This window comes from Prochlorococcus sp. MIT 1314 (genome assembly GCF_034093315.1).
In the GTDB taxonomy this organism is placed as follows: domain Bacteria; phylum Cyanobacteriota; class Cyanobacteriia; order PCC-6307; family Cyanobiaceae; genus Prochlorococcus_A; species Prochlorococcus_A marinus_Y.
Genome location: NZ_CP139300.1, coordinates 1,219,044 through 1,236,425, shown reverse-complemented (window position 1 = coordinate 1,236,425; position 17,382 = coordinate 1,219,044). Strand labels below are relative to the sequence as shown.

General features: G+C 31.2%; 15 protein-coding genes and 1 tRNA gene. 10 read left to right on the top strand and 6 right to left on the bottom strand.

Annotation, left to right across the window (positions count from 1 at the left end; translation table 11 throughout):
- Positions 1-2 precede the first annotated feature (2 nt).
- Both SOI86_RS06970 and SOI86_RS06965 read left to right on the top strand, forming a co-directional pair.
- Entirely contained in the window at positions 3-1,220 is a 1,218-nt protein-coding gene (locus tag SOI86_RS06970; protein WP_320681112.1) for a SufD family Fe-S cluster assembly protein, read from the top strand.
- Positions 1,220-2,473 carry a SufS family cysteine desulfurase gene (locus SOI86_RS06965; protein ID WP_320681111.1) on the top strand — a complete coding sequence of 418 codons (1,254 nt, stop codon included), beginning with the start codon at positions 1,220-1,222 and terminating at the stop codon, positions 2,471-2,473. The genes SOI86_RS06970 and SOI86_RS06965 overlap by 1 nt, the downstream gene beginning before the upstream one ends.
- Here the strand turns inward: SOI86_RS06965 and SOI86_RS06960 are convergent.
- Entirely contained in the window at positions 2,470-4,359 is a 1,890-nt protein-coding gene (locus SOI86_RS06960) for an alpha/beta hydrolase family protein (protein ID WP_320681110.1), read from the bottom strand. The genes SOI86_RS06965 and SOI86_RS06960 overlap by 4 nt on opposite strands.
- A gap of 112 nt (positions 4,360-4,471) precedes the next feature.
- Here SOI86_RS06960 and def point away from each other — a divergent pair, with 112 nt between their 5' ends.
- Genes def through SOI86_RS06935 form a run of 5 tightly spaced genes read left to right on the top strand, consistent with a single transcriptional unit; the run spans position 4,472 to position 8,056 of the window.
- Entirely contained in the window at positions 4,472-5,077 is a 606-nt protein-coding gene (def, locus tag SOI86_RS06955; protein WP_320681109.1) for a peptide deformylase, read from the top strand.
- 4 nt (positions 5,078-5,081) lie between these two features.
- The gene (locus tag SOI86_RS06950) at positions 5,082-5,423 is read left to right on the top strand and encodes a histidine triad nucleotide-binding protein (protein ID WP_320681108.1); all 342 of its coding nucleotides are present in this window, start codon (positions 5,082-5,084) and stop codon (positions 5,421-5,423) included.
- A 47-nt stretch (positions 5,424-5,470) separates the two neighbouring features.
- Positions 5,471-5,749 (top strand): hypothetical protein, encoded by a 279-nt coding sequence (locus SOI86_RS06945; protein WP_320681107.1) that lies wholly within the window; start codon positions 5,471-5,473, stop codon positions 5,747-5,749.
- Positions 5,750-5,789: 40 nt separating this feature from the next.
- Positions 5,790-7,772, top strand: coding sequence for an ABC transporter ATP-binding protein/permease (locus SOI86_RS06940; protein WP_320681106.1), 1,983 nt, complete (start codon positions 5,790-5,792; stop codon positions 7,770-7,772).
- Positions 7,773-7,780: 8 nt separating this feature from the next.
- Complete coding sequence (locus SOI86_RS06935; RefSeq protein ID WP_320681105.1) at positions 7,781-8,056, top strand: chlorophyll a/b-binding protein; 276 nt, start codon at positions 7,781-7,783, stop codon at positions 8,054-8,056.
- Here the strand turns inward: SOI86_RS06935 and SOI86_RS06930 are convergent, their stop codons facing one another.
- Both SOI86_RS06930 and psbX read right to left on the bottom strand, forming a co-directional pair.
- The gene (locus SOI86_RS06930; protein WP_320681104.1) at positions 8,057-8,980 is read right to left on the bottom strand and encodes a Ycf66 family protein; all 924 of its coding nucleotides are present in this window, start codon (positions 8,978-8,980) and stop codon (positions 8,057-8,059) included.
- 80 nt (positions 8,981-9,060) lie between these two features.
- Complete coding sequence (psbX, locus tag SOI86_RS06925; RefSeq protein ID WP_320681103.1) at positions 9,061-9,246, bottom strand: photosystem II reaction center X protein; 186 nt, start codon at positions 9,244-9,246, stop codon at positions 9,061-9,063.
- A gap of 90 nt (positions 9,247-9,336) precedes the next feature.
- Here psbX and SOI86_RS06920 point away from each other — a divergent pair, with 90 nt between their 5' ends.
- Positions 9,337-9,642: a YggT family protein gene (locus SOI86_RS06920; protein ID WP_320682511.1), complete on the top strand. Its 306-nt coding sequence runs from the start codon at positions 9,337-9,339 to the stop codon at positions 9,640-9,642.
- Between the two features lie 18 nt (positions 9,643-9,660).
- Here SOI86_RS06920 and accC read toward each other — a convergent pair whose 3' ends face one another.
- Positions 9,661-11,010 (bottom strand): acetyl-CoA carboxylase biotin carboxylase subunit, encoded by a 1,350-nt coding sequence (gene accC / locus SOI86_RS06915; RefSeq protein WP_320681102.1) that lies wholly within the window; start codon positions 11,008-11,010, stop codon positions 9,661-9,663.
- 262 nt (positions 11,011-11,272) lie between these two features.
- Between accC and SOI86_RS06910 the strand changes: the two genes are divergently transcribed.
- Both SOI86_RS06910 and SOI86_RS06905 read left to right on the top strand, forming a co-directional pair.
- Positions 11,273-11,354, top strand: a tRNA-Leu gene (locus SOI86_RS06910).
- A 4-nt stretch (positions 11,355-11,358) separates the two neighbouring features.
- Positions 11,359-12,645, top strand: coding sequence for a glycosyl transferase (locus tag SOI86_RS06905; protein WP_320681101.1), 1,287 nt, complete (start codon positions 11,359-11,361; stop codon positions 12,643-12,645).
- 3 nt (positions 12,646-12,648) lie between these two features.
- Here SOI86_RS06905 and SOI86_RS06900 read toward each other — a convergent pair whose 3' ends face one another.
- On the bottom strand, positions 12,649-13,698 hold the full coding sequence (locus SOI86_RS06900) for a PRC-barrel domain-containing protein (protein ID WP_320681100.1): 1,050 nt from the start codon (positions 13,696-13,698) through the stop codon (positions 12,649-12,651).
- A gap of 45 nt (positions 13,699-13,743) precedes the next feature.
- Positions 13,744-17,334, bottom strand: coding sequence for a chromosome segregation protein SMC (gene smc, locus SOI86_RS06895; RefSeq protein WP_320681099.1), 3,591 nt, complete (start codon positions 17,332-17,334; stop codon positions 13,744-13,746).
- Between the last annotated feature and the right edge of the window lie 48 nt (positions 17,335-17,382).

Here is a 17,382-nt window from a genome sequence, read left to right as displayed (position 1 = left end):
AAATGGAAATTATTGAACAAATAAAAAACAATAAATTAATTGATAATCCAACAGAGATACAAAAAATTTGTCTTAATAAATTACAATCAAACCCACTACCTAATCCAAAAAGTGAGCTATGGAGACTTTCAAATCGCTCAAAACTTTCCAACTTTTTAGATTACTCAACCTTTAAAAAAGATCAGAAATTTGATTTCCCCTATTTTCATAATTCCACAAATATTATCAGATTAGTAATTGGGGGAGATAGCCAAATTTCAATAAAAGATAAAAATTATTCAATACAGCAATTAAGTAAAGATACATTAGAAAAATACATCAAGCAAAAGATATCTTTTTTTGATGAAAACGAACATTGGAGTGACCTCCTAAATCTTACTTTAAGTTCTGAGGAGAATGTCTTAGGACTGAAAATAAAAGGATCAAGAATTCCTCCTATTGAAATCTTTAGTCATGCATCAAATGATTCTTTAAATGCAAAAACTTTAGTTATGTTTGTAGAAAAGAATTGTAATGTTGAATTATTACAAGTAAATCTTGGTAAAGAAAACTCTTCTTTATCTCAATCAACATTCTTTTGTTTAGAAGAAAATAGTTATGTAAATCATGGTTTTGTTTCCTACGGTGAAGAAAAATCAAATCTATTAAATTCTCTCAATGTAATTCAACAAAATAATAGCGAATACAACTTAGGATCTTTACATTTCAAATTTAATTATGCAAGATTTGAAATTCGCATAAAACAAGCTAAAGGGAACGCTAAAACCAATATTAAAGGTATGCAAATAACAAAAAAAGATGAACAAATATCTACTTATACAAAAATAGACTTTAATGGTCCAAATGGATTTCTTGATCAAATCAACAAATCACTAGCTGCCGATAAATCCCATGCAATATTTGATGGTTCAATAATCGTTCCGAAAATCGCACAGAAAACTGATGCTTCTCAATTAAGCAGAAATTTACTTTTATCAAATCTTGCACAAATAGATACTAAACCCCAATTAGAAATAATTGCTGATGATGTCAAATGCAAACATGGAGCTACGATTTCACAATTAAATGAAGAAGAACTTTTTTATATGAGGACAAGAGGTATCACATTAAAAGAAGCAAATAAACTACAATTAAGTTCTTTCTTTAAAGAAATAATTTCATTTATTCCTGTTTCAAAAGATAGATGGGATTTGCTTGATAAACTTTTGAATGAGAATTAATGGAAACTATTAAGAATTTTCCTGAAATAACCAAAAAAGACTTTCCTCTTTTAAATAAGAATTCAAACAATAATGAGCAAATCATTTATTTAGATCATGCTGCGACCACTCAAAAACCTGTACAAGTTTTAAAGAAAATTGATGAATACTACAGAAACTTTAATGCAAATGTTCATAGAGGTGCGCATCAATTAAGTGCAAAAGCAACAGAAGAATTTGAAAATGCAAGATTTGTAATTAGTAATTTTATAAATGCAACTTCAACAAAAGAAATAATTTTCACAAGAAATGCTACTGAAGCAATCAACCTCGCTGCGAGATCATGGGGTGAATTTTCACTAAAAGAAAATGATGAAATTCTCTTATCAATAATGGAACATCACAGCAATATTGTTCCTTGGCAAATGGTTGCAGCAAAAAATAAATGCAAATTAAAATTTATCGGTATAGATAAAAATGGGAAATTAGATATTAACGATTTCAAATCTAAATTAACACTGAGAACAAAGATTGTTAGCCTCGTACATGTAAGCAATACCCTAGGTTGCTGTAATCCAATCAAAGAGATAACTAAATTAGCTAAGCAAAAAGGGGCTTTAGTTCTACTAGATGCATGTCAAAGTTTAGCACATCAAAAAATGGATGTGATTGATCTTGATATAGACTTTTTGGCGGGTTCAGGACATAAACTATGTGGTCCAACCGGTATCGGTTTCTTGTGGTCAAGAAAAGAAATTCTAGAAAAAATTCCTCCTCTATTTGGAGGTGGGGAAATGATTCAAGATGTTTTTGAAGAGAAAAGTACCTGGGCAGAACTCCCCCACAAATTTGAAGCTGGAACTCCTGCTATTGCAGAAGCTATAGGTCTTGCAGAGGCAATAAACTATATAAATGCTATTGGTTTGCAAGAGATTCATCAATATGAAAAATCTATTACTAAATACTTATTTGAAAAATTAAATCAATTAGAAGACATTGAAATCATCGGTCCATCTCCAGAGATGGATCCTGACAGAGCATCACTTGCTACTTTTTATATAAAAAGAATACATTCAAACGATATCGCTGAAATTCTTGATTCGAAAGGAATTTGTATTAGAAGTGGGCATCATTGCTGTCAGCCTCTCCACAGATACATTGGAATTAAATCGACAGCTAGAATTAGCATGAATTTCACAACCAATAAAGAAGAAATTGATATATTTATAGAAAAATTAAAAGAGACTATTAATTTTCTAAAAATAAATTCTTAAATATTCAAAGCATTTTTTAAAAATTCCTGCGATTTTTGCATTACTACTTCCTTATTTTCAATATTTTTAAACCCATGACCTTCATTTTCAAAAAAAATAACTTCTGAATATTTATTGTTTCGAATCAATTTTTCTTGAATTTCTAAAGATTGCTTATAGGAGATAACTGAATCTTTTTTTCCATGAAACAATAAGATGGGTTTTTTTATTTTATTAATTTTATTTATAGGGGATCTATTTACATAATCATCATGGTTTTTTGCATAATCTCCTACCAAAGAATTTAAATAATCTTTTTCAAACCTATGGGTGTTGTAATGCATATCCTCGAGATCAATAACAGGATATTTACAAATTGCAGCCGTAAAAATAGACCCATATGATAGGCAATTGAGAGCCGTGAGTCCACCAGCACTATTACCAAAAATTACTACTTTTTCACTATCAACTAGATCAAGTTTAAGTAATTCAAGCGCTAGTGCTTTGCAATCATAAGAATCAACAATACCCCACTTATAGTTCAACCTCTCTCTATAAACTTTTCCAAAACCTGATGATCCTCCATAATTAACTTCAGCAACAAAAAATCCTTTGGAAGTCCAATATTGAACTTCAGAATTATAGGAGCCATCAAAAAATGAAGTTGGCCCGCTATGTGCTCTAACAAAAAGCGGTGGTTTTCTAAATCTTTCAATAAGCGGCTTATACAGAAAAGAATGAGTAGATTTATCTTCAAAACCTTTAAACCAAAAAGATTCAGGTTTTGAGCAATATTTTATATATTCAAAATTTATTGCCTCAAAAAAATTGGATGAAACTTTTTTTGTAAAATCAATTTCAAGTAAATTTTCCAAAAAATCAGATCCATAACCTTTTAAAACAACTTTCTTCTCAAAAACACTAAAATCACTTACTTCAGTAAAGGGAGTAGACAATTCTTTAACACATACAAGATCTTTATATTGTTCCAAAATAAAATTAGTTTCTTTTTTTGCTAAACAAAATAAATTTTTGATAGTTCCTGAAAAAAATGTTATTCCAGAAACCCATTGCGGCGCTCCATATTCAATCATATTTCTTTCTACTCTTTTCTTAATAAAAATACTTTCAATTTCACTTACATCTAGAAACAATAAGTTCCACCATCCAGAACTATCTTCAGAACATACTAAAAGGTTTTCACTTATCCAATGAGGTTGAAAAAAAGAAACATTTTTGTGGGCATTAACTAGGTTATTTGAGAATTTTTTTATTTTTTTTATCTCTCCATTAAAGTCTATTTGAGCAAAAAATAGCTCATTTTTTTCCCAGGGCATATATGGAGAATCCCACTCGATCCAAGACATTAAGCTGGCAGAATTATTTGAAGATAAATCTCCGGCGAAATTTTTAAATTTTTTTATTAAATTAATATCTTGTTTAGTGTTTTTTAAGTTTAAAGAAAATAAATAATCTCTATTATTTATTTCGCAAATACCATATAAAAAATTTTTTTCAGAAATAACAAATGAAGAATCAAAATTTCCCTCAATTGATTTAGAAAGTTGTCTAGGTTCTTGAACTGTATCAAGATATTTATTTTGACTTCTATCATTTGATGATATTTCTTTAAAGATTTGAAACCATACTGCCTTTGAAAACTGATCTATCCATATCAAATAAAAATTATTTTTAAAATCTACACATGTATAAGATTTACCTCCATATCCATGAAAGTTATTTTTAATATTATATTTTTTACTAGTTAATTTTTGAGGAAATGCATCTTTCTCATTAAATGGTCTTGCAAAAATAGCATCTTGATTTTGACCTTCACCAACAATATCAATCCAAAAAATGGTATTCCTAATAATAGTGAATTCCTTCAAAGCTTTCTTTAGATACATTTTGCCTAACTTTTAGGCTATCATCATTACTCATTTAAAAACTATAAAGAAAGGAAATTAAAATGCTAGTATTTTTATAGCTAGACTCTTTACTAAGAACTTTTTTATTAACGTGGCAAACCATTTTTCACAACTTGCAAAAAAGTCAAGAAGAAACGAGGACGCGGAAAAAATTGCAAAAGAACAAACAGGTAAGCCATCTCTAGAAATTTATAAACTTGGTGATGATGTTTTAAGACAAAATTCCAAAAGAATAACTAAGGTTGATGAATCTATTAGAAAACTTGCTAGAGAAATGCTTCAAAGCATGTATGCAGCCAAAGGAATTGGACTTGCTGCACCTCAAATTGGCATTAACAAAGAGCTTCTTGTCATAGATGTAAATTTTGAAGATTCAGCGGCAGAACCTTTAATATTAATTAATCCAGAAATTACAGACTATGGGACAACCCTTAATTCATACGAAGAAGGTTGCTTGAGTATTCCCGGTATATATCTGAATGTTGTAAGGCCATCAACTATAAAATTAAAATTTAGAGATGAAATGGGGAGACCACGTAAAATGAAAGCAGATGGACTTCTCGCTAGGTGTATTCAACACGAAATGGATCACTTAAATGGAATATTATTTGTTGATAGAGTTACATCAAAAGATGATTTAAAAAAAGAACTTTTAAAAGAAGGGTTCCACGAAAAAGACGTTATTTCTATTAATTAATTTAATGACTGAAACTACAATATTCCAAAAAATAATTAATGAGGAAATTCCCTGCGATAAGCTTTATGAAGATGAGTTTTGCATTGCATTTAATGATATCCAGTCACAAGCTCCAGTACATTTTTTAGTGATTCCTAAAAAGCCAATCATAAGTTTATTGGAGTGTATTGAAGAAGATGAAAATTTATTAGGTCATTTACTATTTGTAGGTAGCAAAATAGCTAAGGAAATAAATTTAACTACTTGGAGAACAGTAATTAATACTGGAGCAGAATCGGGACAAACAGTTTTTCATTTACATATTCATTTTTTATCTGGAAGAAAAATGAATTGGCCCCCAGGTTAAAACTCTCGAAATAAATATTTATGGGTTATAAATAAGTAAAAAGAAACATGAATACACCAGATTCCATAAAGACAGAACCCAAAAATTTATTGAATTTAATCTCAAAAAACTGGGAAGAATTAGATGAATCACTTAAAAGTAAGTTAAAAAAAATCTGGAACATTTTAACTTATAAATGGCAATTGCAAATTTTATTTAACTTACCTTTTCTAGTATGGTGGGCATTAGATAAATCTTTTCCAAAGGTACATGAGTTTGATGCATCTATTTTGAATTACTTAAATTTACCTGACTGGGCACTTTCATTTATTGGTTTTGGTCAATAGACTTCTAAAAGATATAATTTTCCATAAAACTTGTCTAATAATGAATAAAACCGTTAAAAATAAATCCAAAATACTGTACCAATTAAAAAAATTAAGGAAGTTATCCCAACCATTTTTTCTCCCAATAGATCAATGTAATGGATTTCAATTTATATGGCTTTTAATATCTCTTTTATTTTGTGTTGGTGGAGTAGTGCTTGTCGGTCTTACAGGAATAATAAGTTTTTTTGAAAGCTTTCAACCTATTTTTCTTGAAAAGTATTTTGGAGGAGTAGTCAATACTGTCAATTCAATTTGGGCTGGCAGATGGGGATTGCTTTTCTCTGCTTTATTTCTAATTGGATCAGGAAGCTTTTTTAGCTTGAGACGTCAATTAAAAAACCGTAGATGGTTACACTGGTTATTTCTTGCCATAATTGTATTAATGCTTTTAGCTGTAAACGGAATAAACGCAGGAATAGGATTTATAGCAAGAGATTTAACAAATGCTTTAGTAGAAAAACAAGAAGAGGGATTTTATAGGATATTGGGGATTTACGCTTGCTGTTTCGCTGTAGCTCTACCAATACGTGTTTCCCAAATATTTTTTACATATAAATTAGGAATAATTTGGAGAGAATGGCTTTCAAAAAGTTTAGTCAAAGATTATATGACTAATAAAGCTTATTACCAATTAAATCCTAATGATGAAGAACAAACTGATGTTGATAATCCTGATCAAAGGATCACAGATGATACCCGAGCTTTTACAGGACAAAGTCTGTCTTTTACATTAGGTATTTTTGATGCACTATTAACATTTTCACTCAATATTCTTATTTTATGGAGTATTAGTACAACACTTACTTTTTCTTTATTTGGTTATGCTGCATTTGCAACTTCTATCCTTTTAATTGCCGGTAAAAATCTTGTAAAGATAGACTTTGATCAACTCAGATACGAAGCAGATTTTCGATATGGCTTAGTACATATCAGAGATAATGCTGAATCAATAGCCTTTTACTCTGGGGAGAATCCTGAGCAAAGTGAAACTGAAAGGCGATTGGGAGAAGTGGTGAGAAACTTCAATTTACTGATTATATGGAGAGTAATAATTGACGTCATGAGAAGATCCATTAATTATGCTGGAAATTTCTTTCCATATTTAATAATGGCAATCCCTTACTTTAAAGGTGATATTGATTATGGGCGCTTTATTCAGGCAAGTTTTGCATTTGGAATGGTAGAAGGTTCGTTATTTTTCATTGTTAATCAAATAGAGGAACTTGCAAAATTTACTGCTGGGATCGGCAGATTAGAAGGATTCCAGTCAAAAGTAGAATCCATTAGTAAAACTAACCCTATAAGCAATCAAAACGTTATTTCAGATTATCCCGCAATTTTAATTAATAATGCTGACCTTTGCCCACCAGGATCAAATAAAACAATAATTAAAAATTTAAATTTGAGCATCGACAATAATCAATCACTTTTGGTTGTAGGACCCTCTGGATGTGGAAAAACATCTTTACTAAGAATGATTAGTGGTTTATGGGTACCAGATCATGGAGTAATTAAAAAACCAAAAATTGGGGAATTGTTATTCATACCTCAAAAACCCTATATGTTACTAGGTTCTTTAAGGGAACAATTATGTTATCCCACAGAAGTTAAGAAATTTAGTGATGAACATCTTACTTCTGTACTTCATGAAGTAAATTTAAAAACCTTAGTGGATCGTTATCCTAATCTTGATATCAAACAAGATTGGCCAAGAATTCTTTCTCTAGGCGAGCAACAAAGATTAGCTTTTGCTAGACTACTACTAAATTCTCCAAGATTTGCAGTACTTGATGAAGCAACAAGTGCTTTAGATATTGACACTGAAAAAAAACTATATAATTTACTAAAGGAACGAGAACTTTCTCTTATTAGTGTTGGACATAGGCCTAGCTTAAAAGATTTTCATGAAAATATTTTAGAATTAAATGGACAAGGAGGCTGGAAATTAGTTACTTCTGATAAGTATAATTTTAAGGATTAACAAAAAAAATGAATTCTAAAGAAGAACAAACTAACTCAGAAGTCACTAATTTAGAGAATGAGAGTTCTATAGAAAAGCAGAAAGATGCAAATTACATCAATGAACAAAATGGAGACAATAAAGTAGATGAAAAATCAATAGGTATTGAAGATGAATATAAATTCGGATGGAGTGGTTATTCTGAAAAAACTAATGGGAGATTTGCAATGATCGGATTCCTAGCAATAATACTAATTGAATTATTTAGTCAACAATCGTTTTTAAAATGGGCAGGAATCTTATAATTAATCATCAAATCTAGAACTGTTATCTCTCGGTTTCTTTTTGTTTGTTCCAACGGTATATCTACCATTTTGATTTGAACTTGATCTAGCTGAAGAGCTTACTCTACGAGTCTCACGAGGTCTTTTCCCTTGATTGGCATCTTTGAATGAAGCATCTTCTACTTGAGCTTTTGAAGTTTGGCGCCTAATAGAAGATCTTGTAGGTTTCTTTCCTACTGGAGAAGAATTATCAGGAGTAGAAATATTATCTTGTCTAGAAACTTGCCGATTCATTCTAGGTCTTGATCCTGTTTTAACTTCATTGCGAGATAAATTTCGTCTCTCACCAAAGTTATTTCTTTCTAATTGATTACTATTTCTATCTCCAGTAGTCTGCCTTCTTCTTATAGGTTCGTCATTTTCAAACTGATTTGGTTCTCTTTTAGATGGCCTGCTTCTACTTGCAGCGGCAGAAGGTATAGCTCTTGAAATATTCCTTCTACGAGCTCTCCCCTCCATATAATCTTCTTCAAATTCATCTTCTTGAGGTTTAAATCTTCTTGCTGGTCGTTCAGATTCTTCAAACCTATCGTAATCATCATCAAATCGCCCTCTAGAATTTCTGGGCACATCAGAAATGGGATCATCATCAAAATATGATGACCTTCTAGCTTGATCAGTAGCAACTCCCCTTAATCGCACACTCTCATATGCAAAAAAAACTGTGGTTCCTGCTAACAAAAACTGACCAAACTGAAGGATAGGATCTAATCTCCAGCCTTGAAAAAATAATATTCCTCCGCAGAGAAGCCCTATTGCTGCAAAGAAAACATCATAATCTCTTGCCAATGCAGGTTTAAAAGACCTTAAGAAATACAGGCCTCCACCACATACTGCGAGAACTATACCAACAATACTGGCCCAATTGAGACTAGCATTGACCACATTCTTTCTCCAAAATTTATTTTTTAAAGGGATACTTAAATCACCCTATATATATAGTGTACTTAAAACTTCTACAAAAACTAGCGTCTTCCAGTAGAAGTACGATCGAGGGAATCTTTCTGACTAACAAAAATCAAAAAAGCAGAAGCTGGAATAACGATAAGTAGAGCTGCAGCAACAAAACTACCTAACATTCCAACCGCGGAATTATTTGCAATTTCAGCAGAAAAATCTGCAACTAGTGATAAATTTGAGATTTGAAACACTTTTTAAATATTAAATTCTCAATTTATAATACGAATTAAATACGTTTCAATGGGTTATTTATTAAGATGAATTAAATAATTGTGATTTCCTTGCTTGTAAACTCTCTCCAAATTTTAGATGTTAGTTTAGGAATTTCTTTATCATATCTAACTATAGTTTTTTTAATAAGATTAATTCTTACTTGGTATCCAAAAATTGATTTAAGTAAAGGTTTATGGTTATTAATTTCAATACCATCAACCTCTATTCTTAATTTAACAAGAAAATTAATTCCTCCTATTGGAGGAGTTGATGTTGGACCCGTAATTTGGATTGGAGTTATAAGCTTTTTAAGAGAAATTTTAGTTGGTCAACAAGGACTTATAAAACTTGCATTGCATACTCATATTTCATAGAGATTATTTCATTAGTCCTCAGTAATTTGGTAATAATTCTTCTTCTACATATTTTGTATGTATTTTACCTTCCTTAAATTTAGCTTTATTAAGTAAGGTTAGATGAAAGTTAATTGTTGTAGGAATACCGGTTACTGCGCATTCATTTAAAGCCCTATTCATACGTTTAATTGCAGTATTACGATCCTTTCCCCAGACTATTAATTTACCGATTAATGAGTCATAAAATGGGGGTATTTCATAACCAGTATAAACATGACTATCCACTCTCACACCAGGACCCCCAGGAGGAAGCCACCCAGTTATTTTTCCAGGTGATGGTCGGAAATTATGAGAAGGGTCTTCAGCGTTGATTCTACATTCAATGGCATGACCATTTAAATGAATATCATCCTGATTAAATTCCAAGTTTGCGCCGCTTGCAATTTTAATTTGCTCAGCTATTAAATCAACTCCTGTAACCATTTCAGTTACAGGATGTTCAACTTGAATCCTAGTATTCATTTCCATGAAATAAAAATTATCATCATCATCAACTAAAAATTCAACTGTTCCAGCTCCTTCGTAACCGATACTTTTTGCAGCAGAAATTGCTGCATTTCCCATTTTTTTTCTTAGTTCAGTATTAATTGCAGGGCTTGGAGACTCTTCCAATAATTTCTGATGTCTTCTTTGTACAGAACAATCTCGCTCTCCTAAATGAACAACATGACCCGACCTATCCGCCAAAATTTGAATTTCTACATGTCTTGGTTTCTTTATGAATTTCTCCATATATAAACCATCATTACCAAAAGCAGCTTCTGCTTCACCCTGAGCTGCTTTAAACATTTTTTCAAGATTATCAGCATTTTCAACCAACCTCATGCCTCTTCCACCTCCTCCAGCAGTCGCTTTAATAATTACCGGATAGCCAATATTATCTGCCAACTTATAAGCCTCATCAACATTTGATAACAAGCCTTTACTCCCAGGTACTGTTGGAACTCCTACTGCTTCCATAGTTTCTTTAGCTGTAGATTTATCTCCCATAGATCTAATAGCTTTTGGAGATGGGCCAATAAAAACTATGCCATGATCCTTACACATCTCAGCAAATTTATCATTTTCAGCCAGAAATCCATAACCAGGATGAATGGCATCAACTCCTCTCGATGTAGCAGCAGCAAGTATATTTGGAATATTTAAATAACTCTTATTACTTAACGAGTCTCCAACGCACACCGCTTCATCAGCAAGCTGAACGTGTAATGCTTTTTTATCTACGGTGCTAAAAACTGCAACTGTTGCAATACCTAGTTCTCTACAACTTCTGACAATTCGTAAAGCTATTTCTCCACGATTAGCAATTAAAACTTTTTCAACCATTATGAAAATTAAATTGAAGAAATGAAAATGACTTAAAACAAAAAATTCTTTGCCAAAGTATTTAACAAAAATTATTTAGTGATCAGAGGACATTTTTTACAATACAACCTAGAACGTTATATATGTATAAATATTTGTTTTATGCAATAGAAAAATAATTCACCATATTCAAAAATTCTCTTTTAGAACTACATCCTTATTTCAGTCAATAATGTATTATATCTTTAAGGTTTAGGTATCCTCCGGTGCTTGAAAACCCTTTGCGGACGTGGCGGAATTGGTAGACGCGCACGTCTAAGGAGCGTGTGGCTTAGGCCTTGCGAGTTCAAGTCTCGCCGTCCGCATTTAATGTATTCTGGTTCAACTGCAATGAAAAAAAAATCAGTTGCAGTAGTTATAGTTTCTAATGGTCCTGGTGAATTAGCTACATGGGTAAGTCCTGTAGTGGATGAGCTTAACAAAATAAATAAATCTTTATGTGATGACGATAAACTCGATTTTACTCTTAGGTTAGTCCTTGTTCCTTGCCCAAATGCCACTGGTAAAGAATATTTAGTTGCAAATTCATGGAATCAATTCGAATTAATTACAACGTCCAAAAGTTTTTGGAAATTATTAATAAAGCCACGTTCTTTTGCGAATTGGCCCAAAAAAGGGGTAGTTATTTTCCTTGGTGGGGATCAATTTTGGAGCATTTTACTATCTAAAAGATTAGGTTATCTAAATATCACTTATGCTGAATGGATTTCTCGATGGCCTCAATGGACAAACAAAATTGCTGCTATGAATTTAAAAGTAAAAGAGTTAATTCCTAAAAGATATAAATATAAATGTCAAATCATTGGTGATTTGATGGCAGATATCAAACTTAATAGTGAAATATCATTAAAAAATAAAGAAAAACACTATATTGCATTGTTGCCTGGTTCTAAAAAAGCAAAGCTCTCTATTGGAATTCCTTTCTTCTTAGAAATTGCAGATCATATAGCTGAAGAAAATCAAAATATAAATCTTATAATTCCCATTGCCCCAACCACTGATAAAAATGAATATTTATTTTTTCAAAGCAAAAAAAATCCAATTGCAAAATATTACTCATCAAAAATCAAAACAATTCAAAAAATCAAAGACTCTTGTTTTGATTATGTAATTGAAACATCGAAAAATACAAGAATTTATCTAATCGAAAAACACCCTTGCTATGAAATATTAAAAGAATGTGATCTTGCGATTACAACTGTAGGAGCAAATACTGCAGAGTTAGCAGCAATTTCTCTTCCAATGTTAGTTGTTCTACCAACTCAACATTTAAATATGATGAATGCTTGGGATGGAATTTTTGGTTTAATTGGCAAAATTTCATTCATAAATAGATTCCTTACTTTTATAATTAAATTTTTATATTTTAAAAAAAAGAAGTTTTTTGCTTGGCCAAATATTAAAGCTAAAAAAATGATTGTCCCTGAAAGAATAGGAAATCTTTCCCCTAGAGAAATTGCACGAGAAGCATTGTTTCTAATTCAAAATAGGGATGAATTAAAATTGATAAATGATAATTTACGTCAAGAAAGAGGAGATAAAGGTGCTGCAAAAAAACTTGCTTCTATGATTGTTAATTCAATAAAAAAACTTTGACAATTACCAGGGATCATCAATTTCAAAATTTTCTGATTTTTTATTATCTGGAACTAAATTTTGTTCATCTAATGGTTCAATATCTAAAGTTTCTATTGCATTTTGAATTGGTCTTTTCGATGCCAAACTAGTATTTGATTGACTCTTTTGTTTAAAATCAATATTCTTTTCTTCATCATTTTGATTAACACTATTTGGATTCTCGATCGAAACAGGATAATCATTTTCCATATATAGCTTTTTTCTATTGTTAATTTCTCCTGAGGAGCCCTTAATTTCAACATATTCAAGTTCATCTTCATAATTTTCATCTTCATAATCATCTTGTTCAACAACTTCTTCTTCATATTCTTCAACCAAATTATTTTGTTGTTCTAATTCCGAACCAGATAATAGCTGATTCTCAACTGGTACAAGATTTGCTGAGTAACCATTTCCTTCCCTGTCATCCCATGCAGAACCTCCTACTCCAAGTTTCTCAAGTAGTCCACTACTTAATTGGTTCAATTTCTCTTCAGCACCTTCATAAACAATAATCCTATCTGTACCACTACTGACTATTTCCTCAACAGGAATTTCCCAAGTACTTAAAACTCCCTCACCTAACAGGGGAACACCAACTGCACCCATTACAAGAGAAATCAAATCCCCAGTCTCGATATCAAAAGAAAACCCAAGAACTCTACCTAAAAGTTGTCCAGATTCTGTAATCACTTGACAATTAATTACCTTTCCATATCTTTCTGGAGAAAAACCTTCACTTAATGAATCTAAGGAGTCAACTAATATGACATCTCCAACTTGCTTTATACTTTCTAAGGGCATCCATTTAGGTAAGCCTGGTAAAAATCTTGTCAGCGGATTATCTCTAAGACCCAAAGCCACCACTTCTCTTCTGTCAATATCGACAACAACTTCACCAACTACACCTAAACGTCTCCCAGTATCAGTAGTTATGACTTGGGTACCCATCAGTTCTGACCTTAACCACAACCGTTCGCTTGGAACAGAATTAGGACGATTCTTATTAGCAGATTTGTTAGACAAACTCATAAATAACTTTGTATCATTCTGACGTATAAATTTAAAAAAGTGTGTTTATGCAGCATTTGGTAACCCAACAACTTGCGTATTAGCACCTCTTGCTTGCGCGACACCAATTGTTCGTTCAGACGCACCTATCATAGGCCTTCTATGACTTACTACTATAAATTGTGCATTTGATGACTGATTAGATATTAGTTTTGACAACCTTTCAACATTGATACCATCTAAAAAACTATCAACCTCATCTAATGCATAAAAAGGAGAAGGTTTATACTTTTGCAAAGCAAATAAAAAACTTAAAGCAGTTAATGATTTTTCACCGCCTGACATAGAGGCTAATCTCCTGACATTTTTTCCTTTAGGATGAGCTACTAAAGTTAAGCCTCCATCCAAAGGAGAGTTAGGATTTTCAAGTTGAAGAAAACCATCTCCATCAGATAAATTGGCAAATATTTCTCTAAAGTGTTTATCAACTTCCACAAATGCTTGCATAAACGCCTCCTGACGCATTGTTGATACAGTTTCTATTCTCAGCAATAATTCAGATCTTTCATTAGATAGAATTTCTAATTTTTCTCGTAAGCCATTTAATCTCTGAATTAATTCTTCTAATTCATCAAGAGCTAACATATTTACTGGTTCTAAACTTTGTAGTTTTAAATTTATAGTCGAGATTTCTGATTGCAAAGATTCCAGACTCTTCCCTTCATATTCTCCAAACTCCGGGTAAGGATTAGGCAAATCTTTTTTATAATTTTCCAATTTTATTTTCTCGCTCCTCATCTCTTCTTTAAGAGAATCGATATCTCTTTCAAGGTATTCCAGCTTTAATAGATAATTGTTATGTTCTTGCCTTTTATTTGAAATTGAAGAGTTTAATTCATCTCTTTTCCTTCTCAAAAAACCTAAATCCTTCTCTAAGGAATTTTTCTGATTATTAAGGACTAAAAGCTCTTTTTTAAATTTATCTCTTTTTTCTATCCATTCACTATGAGCAATTGCAAGTTCTTTGATAGATTCCTGCAAGTTTTTTTCTTGTAACAATATAATTTTTAATGAATTGTTGATACGTTCTTTATTTAAAGCTAATTTATTCTTCTTATCTAATAATGTATCTCTCTCCTTAATAACTAATTCAAGTTTTTTATCAAGATTATTAAAATCGCTATTAAAAGCTATTAATGAAGATTTTTGATTTTTTACATAATTCTCCTTCAGAATACTTTGCAATTGATCAAACTTATCATAATGAGGCTTCAATTCATTTTTCAAACGATCTAAATCCTTAACTAATGCATTATTAGCACTTTCAAGTTTATTTAATCTCGATTTACAGTCTTCAATTCTTTTCATGACAACTTCAAGAGAATTTTTATTCACTTCGATTTCTTTGTTGAACGAAGCACAATTCTCAATTATTTGACTGCGATTAGAATTTAATTTATTAAGCCTATCATTTTTTGTGATCAAATCATTATTTGACTCTTTTAAAGCTTCTTTAATAACCAACAATCTTTCTTTTATAGGTATAGAGTCATCAAGGTCATTATTAATTCCAAATCTATAAGCTAAATCTTTATTTAACTTGCTTCCGCCTGTAATAGCACCACTTGCTTCTAATAATTCACCACCTAAAGTAACCAACCTAATTTTTTGTTTAGATAACCTAGCTGAGGCTAAGTCTGAAAAAACCAACGTATCTCCAAAAACATATCTAAAAACATCTGAATAAACTTCATCAAAAGTAATTAGATTAATAGCTTTATCAATAAATCCAAGCTCTCTATTATGATCAAATCTTGAAATTGCATGATTCTTCTTTTGAATTCTAATTCTATTTAAAGGTAAAAAAGTTAATCTTCCAGCCTTCTTTTTTTTAAGAATTTCAATTGCTTTAGCGGCAATATGATCATTATCAACAACAATTTGTCCGAGTCTATTGCCTGCCGCAATTTCCAATGCATATCTATTTTTCTCACTTACCTCTCCAAGTTGAGCCACATAGCCATGTATACCCTCCAAGCCTGCTTCTAAAAGAATTCTGAGAGCATACGAACCTCTGGATTCATTTAGAGCTTCCTTTCTACTTTCAAATCTAGATAAATCCTTTTCAAGCCTTAATTGCTCGTTGTTTAACCTTAATTTAGTTTTGTTTAATAAATCAATTTCATTTTTTAAAAAGTTAATTTCTGAGCTATTACTTGCCAAGTTATTGTGATTGATGTCGGACGTCTCTTTTTTTCTTTGGTTTCCCTCTAAAAGTTGCTGCTTTTCTAAAGCTAAAGCGTCGATCTGAGCAGATATTTCATCTTTCTGAATATTATTTTGAATAGTTTCTTCTTCAAACCTCCTTTTTTTTATTTCCAAAGGCTTAATTTTATTTTTTATACTTTCAAGCTCAGAATTTAATTTTATGCTTTGTTTTGAGAATTCTCCAGATTCTCCCGCTGCATCAGAAAGTTTTTTTCTAGATAATTTGTGTTTTAAAGTAAGATTATCAATTTGCAAGTTCAATTTATTTAAAAAATCATCATCAAAATTTTCTTGTTTCATCTTTTCTGAATCGATATTTCTCTTAGATATTGCAATCTCATCTCTTTGCTTTTGTAATTTAATGCCCTCTTCTTTATTCAAACTTGATATTCTATCAAGTTCTCTCAAGCTAGAATTAATACTTCCTATATCAGAATTGACTTTTATCAAAGTATCCTCTCCTTTCTCCTTAAGCTCATCAACCAGTATTTTTAAAGAACCTTCTAAGACTAATATTTCTTTATTAATAGATTCTTTATGCTCATTAAATAATATTTTATTTTTTTCAATTTGCGTTTCTTTTTTCTTTATAGATTCAACATGCTTAACTTGGTTTTCAAAAATAAGAACTTTCTCTAATTCCATTATTTGAAGCAGTTTTGCCTTTAACTCTTTATATCTCTTAGCTTTTTCACATTCTTTTTCAAGTTTATTTTTACCAGATTGCAATTCATTTTCTAAAATTTCACACCTTTCTTGTCTTTCAAAAACGTCATTTAATTTTGCATTAGTTTGTTCTATTCTCGTATCAAAAAGTGAGACTCCTGCTAATTCGTCAATAAGATTTCTCCTCTCTTTATTATTCATTGATACTATTCTTGTTACATCACCCTGCATAACAACATTGCTACCCTCAGGATCAACACTAATATCCCTTAATATTTTCTGTATTTGTTGCAAGGTACATTGTTTTCCATCAGAAGTATAAGTAGAAGCATAAGAACCACCAGGCATAAGCCTTAATTTTCTAGAAACTACCCATTCCTTTTGACCCTTATTAAGAGAAATTTCTTCTTCTTCTAGTTCCAATGGAGGCAGGTCCTCTCTGGGAGACCAGTCTTGAATATTAAATTTTACCGATACAGTTGTTTCAGATGACTTACCATCTTTAACTTTAGAGTTATTTATTAAATCTGGTAATCTTTCTGCCCGCATCCCTCTACTATTAGCTAATCCTAAACAGAATAAAATTCCATCTAAAATATTACTTTTCCCAGAACCGTTAGGACCCGTAACCACTGTAAAACCTTCTTCAAGAGGAATTTTTACACTTCCCCCAAAAGATTTAAAATTTTCAAACTCGACCTGATTGATATGTACCAATCTCAAGTCTCAATAGCTAAATAAGAATAACTAATTTGCAAAAATTCTCAATAG

Coding starts and splice junctions, on each gene's coding strand:
- SOI86_RS06965 (WP_320681111.1), top strand. CDS start 1,220: ATGGAAACTATTAAGAATTTTCCTGAAATAACCAAAAAAGACTTTCCT.
- accC (WP_320681102.1), bottom strand. CDS start 11,010: ATGGTTGAAAAAGTTTTAATTGCTAATCGTGGAGAAATAGCTTTACGA.
- SOI86_RS06950 (WP_320681108.1), top strand. CDS start 5,082: ATGACTGAAACTACAATATTCCAAAAAATAATTAATGAGGAAATTCCC.
- SOI86_RS06940 (WP_320681106.1), top strand. CDS start 5,790: ATGAATAAAACCGTTAAAAATAAATCCAAAATACTGTACCAATTAAAA.
- SOI86_RS06945 (WP_320681107.1), top strand. CDS start 5,471: ATGAATACACCAGATTCCATAAAGACAGAACCCAAAAATTTATTGAAT.
- SOI86_RS06960 (WP_320681110.1), bottom strand. CDS start 4,359: ATGTATCTAAAGAAAGCTTTGAAGGAATTCACTATTATTAGGAATACC.
- SOI86_RS06900 (WP_320681100.1), bottom strand. CDS start 13,698: ATGAGTTTGTCTAACAAATCTGCTAATAAGAATCGTCCTAATTCTGTT.
- SOI86_RS06905 (WP_320681101.1), top strand. CDS start 11,359: ATGTATTCTGGTTCAACTGCAATGAAAAAAAAATCAGTTGCAGTAGTT.
- SOI86_RS06970 (WP_320681112.1), top strand. CDS start 3: ATGGAAATTATTGAACAAATAAAAAACAATAAATTAATTGATAATCCA.
- SOI86_RS06935 (WP_320681105.1), top strand. CDS start 7,781: ATGAATTCTAAAGAAGAACAAACTAACTCAGAAGTCACTAATTTAGAG.